Source organism: Paenibacillus sp., assembly GCF_035645235.1.
GTDB lineage: Bacteria > Bacillota > Bacilli > Paenibacillales > YIM-B00363 > Paenibacillus_AE.
The window spans coordinates 1-11,962 of the sequence record NZ_DASQMZ010000002.1; the positions used below are offsets into that span (position 1 = coordinate 1).

Genomic DNA, 11,962 nt, shown 5'->3' on the forward strand with positions numbered 1-11,962 from the left:
GGAGTTCTCCGGTAACTCTGCCTCTTTTGGCCTTTTGGGCCCAGTTACCGGAGTTCTCCGGTAACTCTGCCTCTTCGGGCCCGTTTTGGCCCCAGTTACCGGAGTTCTCCGGTAACTCTGCCTCTTTGGGCCCGTTTTGGCCCCAGTTACCGGAGTTCTCCGGTAACTCTGCCTCTTTTGGCCCTTTGGAGCCCTAATTGCTCTCTAAGCCGGGGGAACCCCGACCCTACGAACGCTGTTCCGACATTCCGCACACGCCCCATCCGCTCGACCGTCCCCACGCCCACCGCCGAACACATCCCCGCGCCAACCGCCGAACTTTCCAAGGTCGGGGGAACCCCGACCTTCGATGCGCTGTTCCGACATTCCGCACATACCCCATTCGCTCGACGATCCCCGCGCAACCGCCAAACACACGAGTTACTTTCCAAGGTCGGGGGAACCCCCGACCTTGCGTTGCGATGTTTCGACGTTTCGGCACATTCCCCGTACGATCGACCGTTCCGCCGCCGCTCTACAGCTCGACGAGGGGAGCGGCAGGCCGACGACGCGATCGTCAGCTCCACGCGAACCGGCTGCGGCGGCGCGGAAAGCAAACAGGGCTGCCCCGGGGGCAACCCTGTTCCGTGGTCGGCGACCTTCGACAGAAGACCGACGCAAAGCTAACGGCTATCGATACCAATGCGCCTGCGCGTTAAACAGTTCCGCGTATCGGCCGCCCGCGCGCATAAGCTCCTCGTGCGTGCCGATTTCGGCCAACCGGCCTTCGTGCACGACGAAGATGCGGTCGGCGAGGCGCGCCGCGCCGAGGCGGTGCGAGATGAAGAAGCCGATCTTGCCCGCCGACACTTGCTTAAAGCGCTCGAACACCTCGAGCTCCGCCCGCGGGTCGAGCGCCGCCGTCGGCTCGTCGAGCACGAGCACGTCGGCGTCCCGCATATAGCCGCGCGCGATGGACAGCTTCTGCCACTGTCCGCCGGAGAGGTCCGTGCCGTTCTCCCACTCGCGGCCGAGGACCGTGTCGTAGCCTTGCGGCAGCGCCTCGATAAAGCCGGCGGCGCCGGCGTCTTCGGCCGCCGCCCGCACGCGGGCGCGCTCCTCCGTCGCCGCGCCCTCCCCCGCTAAGTCGGCCTCTGCGCCGGCGACGGCGCCGACGGCGATATTGTCCGAAACGGAGATCGAATAACGTAAATACTCCTGAAACACCGGCGCCATGCGACGCCGCACGAACGCGCCGGCGTCCCCGTACGGCTCGAAGCCGAACGCCGTCACGCGCCCTTCGGTCGGCGGGTACAGCCCGAGCAGCAGCTTCGTCAGCGTGCTCTTGCCGGCCCCGTTCTCGCCGACGATCGCGATCGTCTCCCCCGGCGCGACGCGGAACGATACCGGATGCAGCGCATAAGAAGCCGCCCCAGGGTACCGGAACGACGCGCCTTCGAACACGATCCCTTCCTCCGGGTTCGCGGACCGAGACGTCGCAGAGGCCTCCCTTAAGGCGAGCGCCGCGCGCGCCTTCGCGTTCGCCCGCAGCTCGTCGGAGAAATCCAAATAGTCGGCCGCGAAGCCGCCCGAAACGTAAATGCCGCTCAGCTGCCAGGCGAAATGCGTCAAGCTCGTCTGCAGCTGCTGCGTCGTGCGGACCGCCGCGGCGAAACCGCCGACCGACAGCGCGCCTTCGACCGCCGAACGCAGCATAAGCGCGAGCGCGGCGCCGAACGACGTCACGCCGAGCACGGCCGCGACGATCTGCGCCTTGCCGGTCTTGTCGACGGTGGCGATGTTCTCCTTCATGACGCTGTGCACGTACGCGCGCCAACGGTCGAGCAGCGTGCCGGCGAGGCCGAACAGCCGCACCTCCTGCGCCGCCCGGCGCATCGACAGCAGCTCTTTCAAATATTCCGCCCACCGCCGGCGCTCCACCTGCGCGTAATAGTTCCTAATGAGCGCGTTCGCCACGTCGAATTGCAGCTTCCACGCCGGCATGCCAAACACGAACAGCAGAAGCGACGCCCACGGATTCGCGAACGCGAGCGCCCCGAGCGCCGAGACGACCTGGATGAACAGCATCGTCATGCGCTGCGTCCCTTCGATAGCGATGAAAATATTCGACTTTACCCCTTGGCGCGCCCGGGAGAACCGATCGTAAAACGACGACGTTTCCATCGCGAGCAGCGGCGCGGCGCCGGCGGCTTCGAGGAGCTCGTGTTCGATCGCCTTTTCCGCGTCTTGACGAATGCGCTCATAGAGGTAAGGGAACACCCCTTCCATCATCTGCGACAGCAGCACCGTCCCCGCGAACAAACCGAGCCACATGCCGAAAACGGACCACTCGACGCCGCCCGCGCTCGCGATGACGGCGTCGATCACTTGCTGCAGCAAATAATACTGCACGGCCGGCTGCACGCCGACGAAGAGCGTCAGCAGCGCGATCAGCGCGGAAGCGCCCGGGGTCGATCGGACGACCGCCCACATGAAGCGAACCCAGTTGCGGAAAAACATTAGCGGATCTCCCCTTCGGCTGCGGCGGCCTTTTCCTGATACCACTTGGCTTGCATCTCGAAAAACTCGGCGTACAGCCCGCCCGCGCGCAGCAGCTCGTCATGCGTGCCGTCCTCCGCGATGCGGCCGTCCTGCACGACGAGGATGCGATCGGCGAGCCGCGCCGAGCCGAGACGGTGCGAGATGAGCACCGACGTCTTGCCGCGCACGAGCTCCGCGAACTTCGTGAACACGTTCAGCTCCGCGACCGGGTCGAGCGCCGCCGTCGGTTCGTCGAGCACGATGACCTGCGCGCCGCGGATGAACGATCGCGCGAGCGCGACGCGTTGCCACTCCCCGCCGGAGAGCTCCATGCCGTCGCGGAACGACTTGCCCATCTGCGTGTCGTAGCCGGAGGGGAGCGCCTCCGCGATCGACCCGAGGCCGGAGGCCTCGCCCGCCGCCGCCACCTCCGCGTCGGTCGCGCCGAGCCGGCCGAACGCGACGTTATCGCGCAGCGGCATCTCGTACCGGACGAAATCCTGAAACACACAGCTGACTTGGCTGCGCAGCGACGGCAGCGCGATCGACTCGACGGGCACGCCGTCGTACGTAATGCGGCCGGACGAAGGCCGATACAGCCCGAGCATCAGCTTGATGAGCGTGCTCTTGCCCGCGCCGTTCGGGCCGACGAGGGCGACGCTCTCGCCGGCCGCGATGCGGAAGCTGACGTTCTCGAGGACCGCCTTCTCGGCGCCGGGGTACCGGAACGTCACATTCTCGAACGCGATGCCGCGGACGAGCGGCTGCGGGAACGGGCGGTCGCCCGGATGGGACGCCTCCTCGCCCGGCAGCGCCAGGAACGCTCGCAGCTCGGTCAGCGGCAGGGCGCCCTCCCAGAGGAAGCCGACGTTTTGGGCGAGGTACGTCATCTGCTCTTGCAGCAGCCGAACCGCGCCGATGATCAGCACGACCTGCCCGACGCCGACGCGGCCGGTCGCCGTCAAATACGCGACGAACGCGAACGCGGAGACGAAGAAGGCGGTCGAGACGACGTCCGCCGCCCAGCCCTCCAGCACGCCGCGCCACCGTACGTCCAGATGGTCCGCGCGACGCTGGACGAACGCGACGCTCCAGCGGCGGAGGAAATACGGAATGATTTGATACGCGCGAAGCTCCGTCGCGGATTCGCGCTTGCTGAGCAGGTTGCCGATGTACATCGTGAATCGGCGGCTCGGGCTCTGGCGTTTCGTCAGCTGGTGCAGCCGCTTGCCTTGCCGGATGCCGGCCCATTGGATCGGCACCGACGCGAGCAGGACGAGCAGCGCGAGCGTCGGCGACGACGACGCGAGGATCGCGAACGTCGAGACGATGCCCGCCGCCGCCGCCGCGCATTGCGCCGCGAGCATGTACACGCGGCCGACGCGATGGCCCGTGTCGCGCGCGGACTGCTCGATCAAATCATGCGTCGCGGGCGACTCCATCTGCTGCAGGCTGAGCGACGCCGCCTTGCGCAGCACCGTCTCGTCCGTCGCGGCTTGCATCCGGTGGCGCTGCCGCTGCACGACCGGATCGAGCAGCGCCGCGAACAGCTCGGACACCGCCAGCACGCCGACGAACAGCGCCAGCGTGCGCAGCGCGTCCTGCATCGTCCCGCCGCCGCCCACCGTGTCGACGAGCCGCTCGAGAAAGAGCAGCGAGATCGGCCCGCCGAGCCGCTGCACCAAGACGACGACGAGCAGCGAGATCGCTTCCGCCCGCGTCTCGGCGAACGACATGCGCACGGCCATTGCGATATTTTTCCACATATTCTTTAGACCCCTCGTTCTCCCGAAAAAGACCTGTTACAACAGTTATCTGTTGATCATACCACTTTCTTCCATGAGGTCAAGACGTTTTTTCTGCGCCTTCGGGCGCAGCGCCGGCGCGCGCTGCTCGAGCCATACGCGCCAAGCCGCGGGCGTCGCCGGCGCCGAGGCGCCCTCCGCCTCGGCAACGTCCGCCAGCTCGCGGGCCGCTTGCTTCCGCAGCAGCGACCGGGCGTCGTCCAAGTAATCGATCAATATGTCATAGCCTTCCCTTGCCCCGCAGCGCGCCAGCGCCCCGCCGATCGCGAGCTCGAGCATCGCGCGCCGCTCGAGGAAGTAGTCCGGCTGCACGATGCTCTTCGTCGCGAGGCCCCGCAGGCTCGGATGCGCATGGAGCCCCCGCAGCGCCGGAACGGCGGCCGCGTCCCCGAGACGCGCGGCGCCCTTGGCGACCGCGTCGACGTAATAAAACAACGCCAGCATCATGTCTTTGAAATCCTCGTCGCCGTAGCGGCGCAACAGCGCCGCCACGCGCTCCCACACCGCCGCGTTGCCGGCGTCCGGCACGAGCGCCAGCGCGTACAGCAAGTAGGCGGCATCCGACATCGCGCCGTGATCCGGCGGCAGCTGCACGTACATCATGTCGGCCGTCCGGCGCGGCAGTTCGTTCCCGGCGAAGGCGCGAGACAGCTCGCCGCGAAGGTACGGAAGCGCCGAGGCGCTGCCGTACATCGCGAGCGCGAGCGCGAGATGACGGCGCCGGAGTCCGTCCGGGGCGTCGGCGAGCGCGCGCTCGAGATACGGCACGACGCGCGGGCCGACGGAGCAAATTTCCGCGAACGGCAGCCGTTCCCGATACACCTCGTTCATCCGCATCTCGGCGTATTCGTAGAGCGGACGATCCTCGATGCGGTCCACGAGCGCGGCGAGCGCGGCGTCGTCGTAGACGACCGGCGCGAGGCGCCGCGTCAGCACGTCCTCCGGCAGCAGCCCGCGCGCGACGAGCCGCGCCTGCAGCGCCTTGACGTCGATCGCCGACGGCGCGGCGCCGGCCTTCGCGGCGGTCGCCGCCGCCCAAGCGGCGACCGCGCCCAAATTTTCGAGATCCGACTGCATCCGGATCGCCGGCAGCGCGTCGTGCGTAGCGGAGATCGCCTTCCCGACGACGAGCAGCCCTTCGACGCCGCGGGGCAGCAGCATCCGATACGGAATCTCGATCTCGAGATTCGGCGGAATGAGGCCGATATGCACCCAGTCGGCGCCGCTCAGCCCTTTCACGTCGTGGTTGCTGAAGTGGATGTTGACGACGTCGTCCCACCGCCGCTGCAGCAGCTGATCCGCGAGCGTCATCGTGACGCCGCCGACGATGTGCCGGCTCTCGCGCGTCGCCACATAGATGCCGTGGTCGTGCACGCTCTCGCCGCGCCGGCGGCCGGTGACGATCGCGCGGGTCGCGTCTCCCGGGTCCCGCAGGTCGACCATGCTGGTGAAGTTGTTTTTGGTGCGGCCCGGCTCGCGGAACTGAGCGAGCGAGTACCACATCACGGTGCCGTCCGTCGCGGAGCCGTACACCGAATCCGCCCCGGCGAAGACGGCGACGTCGCCGTCGCCGGTCGCGTCGACGACCGCATCGGCGACCAGCGCGACGGGGCCCCACCGCGTCGCGGCGACGACGCCGCGCACGACGTTCCCTTCCGTCGCCGCCGCGAACGTGATCGCGTTGAAGAGCGGCTCCGTCCCGCTGCGGTACGCCTCTTGCTCGAGCGCGTACGTCTTCGCTTCGACGTTCCACTTATGCCCTTTGTACCGGAGCGACTCGTGCACCCGGTCGACGCAAGCCGTAATATGAGCGGCGAAGCCGACCCGGCGGCCGAACCAATAGCTGTCTACGCCGCCGTACGTGCCCGTGCCCCCCATGCCCGGATTGCCTTCGACGAGCGCGGTCGAGACGCCCTCCTGCGCGGCGAAGATCGAGGCTGACGCGCCGCTCGAGCCGCCGCCGACGACGGCGACGGCGACGCGCCGCCAGACGGGGTAAGACGACAGCGCCGTCCGGACGCGGCGGCGCGGGCGAGCGGCCTCGTCCCGCGCGTCCCGCGGAATGGATCGCGCCTCGACGCCTTCGGCGCAAGGACGCGCAGCGAGCGCCTCCGCGACGCCGGCCGAACCGGCCTCGGCGGCCGCGATCGCAGCCGCCGCGGATGCGCCGAAGCGGGCCGCGGCGACCGGCGAACCGAACGCGGGCAAGCCGCCCCCCGCGAGCCGCCAGACGCCCGCGAGCGACGTGCGGAACGGCTCCGCCGAAACAGCATCGACCTCAACGGCGGCGCCCGGCAACGGCAGCGGACCGGCCAGCTCGTGCGAAGACGCGGCAAAATTCGCCTTCGCGAACGCCGGCGTCTCTCGTATTAAATAAGAAGCGATCGCCATCCCCGCTTCGCGCGCGGCGCGTTCCCTCGCGCGGCTCGCCTCGAGCGTATTGTCCGCCGGGAGGCGCAGCGCGAATTCGACGTATGCGTGCCCCTCCCCGCGGCAGCCGACGCGCACCCGCGCCGCGCCGCCCTCGACGCCGAGCGGCGCCGGCAGCGGCAGCTCGCGAGGAACGTCCGCGGCGACGCCGTCGAACTCCAGCGTCCGCGCGTATACCGCTTCCTCGGGCCCGCTCGGAAGCGGCTCGCCGAGGAGCGCCGAGACGACGCCCGTCTCCGAGGCGTCGACGAGCATATGGCACGAGACGACGTACCGCCCCGACTTCGCCGCCAGCACGACGCCCTCGACGGCGCCGCCCGACGGCGCGACCGCCACCCCGACGGGCAGGCAGCCGTACAGGAAGCGAACGCCGGCGCGCAGCAGCGCGTCCTCGAGCGCCGCCTTCAGCCGATCCGGCTGCAGCGGCAGCTCGTCGCCGGCCGCCTCCGTCGCGATGACGGCGCTCCGAATCGCCCCGGCCGCCCAGTCCGGCAATCCGGCGCCTTCCAAGTCGCGGGCGATCCAAGGCCGCAGCGTCGCGGTCGCCTCCGCGCCCAAATATGTCCGCGGCTCGGCGACGAGCACGCGCCTTCCTTTGGCCGCGAGCGCGAACGCCGCCGCGAGCCCTGCGAAGGAGCCCCCGACGACCGCGGCGTCGACCTCCGCGAGCAGCGGCAGCGCCTCGTCGGCCTGCCGGATGTGTTCCCCGAAATCGTTCATTCCCGCACCCTCCCCTAGGACGACGGCGGTTCGCCGAAGTCCATAATGTCCAACGTCGCGCCCCTGCGCGGGAAGCCCCGCATCCGATGCCGGCAGCCGCTCGATTCGTGTGCGCCGAAGCGGCCCGAACGACGGATGCGCGCCTGCGCTTCCCGCAATCACGTCCATGACATCTTCCAGTGCAACGCCGTCCACCGCTTCTCGAACACTTATTCGAGCGCCACGCGTACGCTCGGCGTATTCCAGCCGCCGGCGGCGATACGGCGCGCGTCCTTCGCGACGCCGCGCCACTCCGCCCGCAGCTCCGCCGTCTCGCCAGGCAGCAAGAAGATATCGTTCTCCTCGAACAAGACGCCCCCTTCGGCGCCGAGCTCCCGCTCGTCCTCGAGCCGCACGGCGATCGCCGCGGCGTCGCCAACGTTCGCGAGCGTCACGCGCCACGCGTCGCCGTCCGCGACGGCCGTCGCGCGCAGCGTCGTCGGCTTCGCGTCGAGCAGCGGGCGAAGATTGTCCGTCTTGCTGAAGACGTACCGGTTGGCCGCCAACGTTCGGCCGGAGGCGTCCCGCAGCGCGAGGTCGAGGAAAAACCAGTCCGTCGCGACCGCCGCGAGCGGGGCGCGGAAGTCGACGAGCGGCGTCGAGCCGTTCGCCGCGGCGACGACCGGCGCCGACATCGTCTCGGCGACGCCCCCCGCGGCGTCGATCAGCCGCGCCGTCAACGTTCCTTCAGCCGGGACCGTTCGGTCGTTCGCCGCCCAGAGGGACGCCTCGAACGTCTCGCGTCCCGCCAACGCCTGCGCGGCGAACGCCGCCGACAACGCCAGCGGCGCATACGCCCGGGCGACCGCATAATACGCCGATTTCGGCTCACCGTAGTAATCCAAAGCCGACGTGCAATACGCGTTCGGGAACGGCTCGTTGAATTGCCAAGGCAGCGTGCCGCTGCTCCGGTACTGGCGCCGCAAATTCGACTCGACGGCATATCGCAGCCCCTCCGCCTGCAGCAGCTGGCTCGCGCGCACGAGCGTCTCGACGTCGTCGATGCCGCCGCCGAACGACCGCTGCACGAGCGGCTCGTTGTTCCACCAAGAGCCGCGGTGGAAGTACACCGGATTGTCCCGCGTCGCCGGCAGCCGATGCTCGGGCGCGATCGTGCGATAGAGCGCCTTGACGTTCGTCATGCCCTCGACGCCGAATTCGCTGCTCAGCAGCGACGTGCCTCGATTGTAGAGCTCGTAGTGCGCGGTCAAGCCTTGATGCTCCCAAGGGCCGTGAACGTCGTGGAGGCCGTCGGGGTCCTTTACGATATTTTCCAGCGTATTGTTAAACAGCCGTCCCGTCGGCGACGTCGCCAGCCAGCGCCGGTCCGGATCGAGCCGCGCGACGACCCGCTTCAACGCCGCGAGCACCGGCTCGTCATCGTCGAGCGGCCGCCCGTCGTCGTCCTGCAGCTCGTTGCCGCCGCACCACAGCGCGAGCGACGGATGGTTGCGCCGGCGGGGAACGATGCGCTCCGCCTCCCGCACCATCATCTCGATGAACGCCGGATCGTCCGACGGCTGATTGCCGATGCCCGAGCTCGACTGGATGAATTCCTGCCAGACGAGAATGCCGAGCCGGTCGCACGCGTCGTAAAATGCCTTCTTCTCGATCAGCCCGCCGCCCCATACGCGCAGCATGTTGACGTGGGCGCGCTGCGCAAGCGTCAGCAGCCGCTCCAGCTTCTCCGGCCGTTCCACGCCGTACATCGCGTCGATCGGCACCCAGTTCCACCCCTTGATGTACAGGCGGCGCCCGTTCACGACGAGCGTGTACGGCAGCGCCGTTTCGTCCGGCGTTTCGTTGCGCATCCATTCGATGCGCCGCACGCCGAACGGCACGAGGCGTTCGTCGGAGACGGCGCTCGCCGCGCCCCCGCCGGCCGACCCGCGCGTCCGCACGGTGGCCGTCGCCTCGTACATCGGCTGCGCCCCCGCGCCGTTCGGCCACCACAGCTCCGGCCGCTCCAGCCGCAGCGTCGTCTCGAACGTCGTCTCGCCCGCATCGACCGAGCGGGTTTCCGACGCGCGCGCGACGACGCGGCCTTCGCGCGTCAAGGCGACGTCCAGCTCGACCGTCTGCGGCGCCGAAGCGTGCAGCGTCGTCGTCGCGACGACGTCCGCCGCGGAAAAATCCGGCGACGGCGTCGCCCGCACGAACACGTCCTCGATGCGCGCGACGCCGGTGACGTCGAGATACACCCGATCCCAGATGCCTTGGTGAATCATACGCGGGCAGAAATCCCACCAATACGTCATGCGGCTCTTATGCGTGCGGACGTACCGCGTCTTGCTTACCTGCGGCTGTTCGTCGGGCGCGCGCTCGATGACGACGGCCAGCAGGTTGTCGCCCTCGAAATCGACGGCGTCGGATACGTCGAAAGCGGCCGGCACGAACATGCCGACGTGATCGCCCAGCTTCGCGCCGTTCAGAAACACCTGCGCCGCGTAATCGATGCCGTCGAAGCATAACCGGATCCGCCGTCCCCGATGCTCCGCCGGTACGCGGAACCGCTTACGGTACAGCCATGTCCGCTCCGGCACCCATTCGACCAGAAGCGAATTTCGCTCGTAATGCGGATCCGGCACCTCGCCGAGCGCGAGCAAGTCGTGCAGTACGGAGCCCGGCACCGTGGCGCGGCGCCACCAACGGACGTCTTTCGTATCCGGCTTCTCGCTGTTTCGCCAAATCCAATCCTCGCCGACAAAATCTTTAAACTCCCAATCGTCCCCATCGAGCGACAGGATCGTCCCCATGCATGAAAGCCCCCTTTGAAAATGGAGAAAACGTACGCAGCCCTCCGGCCGCGTACGTCTCTTTTCGCGAGCGCCGTTGCCGCGCCGGAGCCGCGGCGAACCGCCCGGCTAGATCGACGGCAGGACGAACGCGTCGCCCGTCTTCTCGATCCATTGCCGCAGCAGCTCGTGCAGCCGCCGGCGCTCCGCCGCGTACATCGAATTGAACGCCAAATTCGCCTGCTCGTACGGATCCTCGTTCAAGTTGAACAGCAGCCACGGCGCGCCTTCGAAGCAGACGTATTTCCAGTTGTCCTTCGTCACGACGCCGCGCCACGGCCGGTCGACGCTGTTGTGATGCCCCGTCGGCACGACGGACTGCAGGTACGCCGACTCCGGCTCCTCCCGCTTCGGGCGCCCTTCGAGCCGGTAGCCCGAATAGTCGGTGCCTTCCATCCACGCGGGCGGCTCGATGCCGCACAGCCCGAGCGACGTCGGCGCGAGATCGACGTGGTTGACCGGCACGTCCGTCCAGAAGCCGTTGCGATAGCCTTCATAATAAGGCTGCGCCCCGCTGATAATGACCGGCACGCGAATCGATTCCTCGTACGCCGTCGTCTTGCGGAATTGGCCGTGCGAGCCGTGCATGTCGCCATGGTCGCTGAAAAACACGAGATGCGTCTCGTCCGCGAGCCCCGTCGCCGCGAGCGCTTCGCGAAGGCGTCCGACGTTCCAATCGAGGTTTTCGATCATCGCGTAATAGCCGGCCAGCTCCCGCCGCGCGCGCGACTCCACTCGCGGAATCGCGGGCACGTTCGGTCGCAGCGCGAGCGTCGCCGGGTTGTGCCGCCCCATGAACGGCGCGGGAGCGGCGTAAGGGTCGTGCGGCGGCTGCACCGAGAGCACCGCGAAGAACGGCGCGTCGTCCGTTCCGTTCGCCCGCCCTTCCGCTTTCTCCCGCACATAGTCGATCAGCAAATCCGTCAGCGCGTCGGTTTCGAAGCCGGGCAGCCGGTACTGGAACGCCTCGTCGCCTTCCCCGCCGTGCACCCAACAATCCCAGGGGCTGTTGTTGTTTTCGTAGCCGACCCACCGGCGGAACCCGCCGCGGCGCTCCGGCGGCACGATATGCTTGCCCGCCCGCCGGCCTTCGCCTTCCTTGAAGCCGTCGAGATGCCACTTTCCGAAATAAGCGGTGTCGTAGCCGTGCTCGTTGAACGCATGCGCGACCGTCGGCTGCTCCGGGGGCAGCCGGTATTCGTGGCCGGGCACGCCGTTATGGTGCGGGTACCTTCCCGAAAGCAGCGCGCCGCGGAACGGGCAGCAGATCGGCGACCCGGCCACCGCCCGCGTGAAGTTGACGCCGGTCGCCGCGAGAATGTCCAAATTCGGCGTATGGACGTTCGGATCCCCCGCATGGCTCATCGCCTGCGCGCGATGCTGGTCGCCGAACACCCAAATCACATTCGGCCGTCTGGTCATCGAGCCATCGCCCCTTCCGAACGACTATGCAGAAACTCGAAAACGATCTCCGGCGGCGGCGCGTCCGCCCCCGGCTCCGGTTGATCGACGACAAGAAAGCCGCCGCCCCGCTTTATCGTGCATCGCACGGCCACCTGCGCCGTCTCCCCCGGCATCAGGGTCAAGTACGCGCGGTCCGCCTCCGTCCAGTACGCGTTCGTTGTCTCGACCGGATGCACGAACAGCGCCGGG

Annotated in this window: 6 protein-coding genes; all 6 read right to left on the reverse strand. The window is 68.3% G+C overall.

Annotation, left to right across the window (positions count from 1 at the left end):
- Positions 1-669 precede the first annotated feature (669 nt).
- On the reverse strand, positions 670-2,499 hold the full coding sequence (locus tag VEZ38_RS00075) for an ABC transporter ATP-binding protein (RefSeq protein ID WP_324890666.1): 1,830 nt from the start codon (positions 2,497-2,499) through the stop codon (positions 670-672).
- Positions 2,499-4,286 (reverse strand): ABC transporter ATP-binding protein, encoded by a 1,788-nt coding sequence (locus tag VEZ38_RS00080; protein ID WP_324890668.1) that lies wholly within the window; start codon positions 4,284-4,286, stop codon positions 2,499-2,501. The genes VEZ38_RS00075 and VEZ38_RS00080 overlap by 1 nt, the downstream gene beginning before the upstream one ends.
- 45 nt (positions 4,287-4,331) lie before the next feature.
- Positions 4,332-7,475 (reverse strand): FAD-dependent oxidoreductase, encoded by a 3,144-nt coding sequence (locus tag VEZ38_RS00085; RefSeq protein ID WP_324890670.1) that lies wholly within the window; start codon positions 7,473-7,475, stop codon positions 4,332-4,334.
- Positions 7,476-7,684: 209 nt separating this feature from the next.
- Complete coding sequence (locus VEZ38_RS00090; protein WP_324890672.1) at positions 7,685-10,270, reverse strand: beta-mannosidase; 2,586 nt, start codon at positions 10,268-10,270, stop codon at positions 7,685-7,687.
- A gap of 108 nt (positions 10,271-10,378) precedes the next feature.
- On the reverse strand, positions 10,379-11,731 hold the full coding sequence (locus VEZ38_RS00095; RefSeq protein ID WP_324890674.1) for a sulfatase: 1,353 nt from the start codon (positions 11,729-11,731) through the stop codon (positions 10,379-10,381).
- On the reverse strand, positions 11,728-11,962 hold a 235-nt coding region (locus VEZ38_RS00100; RefSeq protein ID WP_324890676.1), incomplete at its 5' end, for a hypothetical protein. The genes VEZ38_RS00095 and VEZ38_RS00100, both read right to left, overlap by 4 nt.

Excerpts from the sequence above, each read along its gene's own strand:
- VEZ38_RS00080 (WP_324890668.1), bottom strand. The coding sequence starts at position 4,286 with ATGTGGAAAAATATCGCAATGGCCGTGCGCATGTCGTTCGCCGAGACG.
- VEZ38_RS00085 (WP_324890670.1), bottom strand. The coding sequence starts at position 7,475 with ATGAACGATTTCGGGGAACACATCCGGCAGGCCGACGAGGCGCTGCCG.
- VEZ38_RS00095 (WP_324890674.1), bottom strand. The coding sequence starts at position 11,731 with ATGACCAGACGGCCGAATGTGATTTGGGTGTTCGGCGACCAGCATCGC.
- VEZ38_RS00075 (WP_324890666.1), bottom strand. The coding sequence starts at position 2,499 with ATGTTTTTCCGCAACTGGGTTCGCTTCATGTGGGCGGTCGTCCGATCG.
- VEZ38_RS00090 (WP_324890672.1), bottom strand. The coding sequence starts at position 10,270 with ATGGGGACGATCCTGTCGCTCGATGGGGACGATTGGGAGTTTAAAGAT.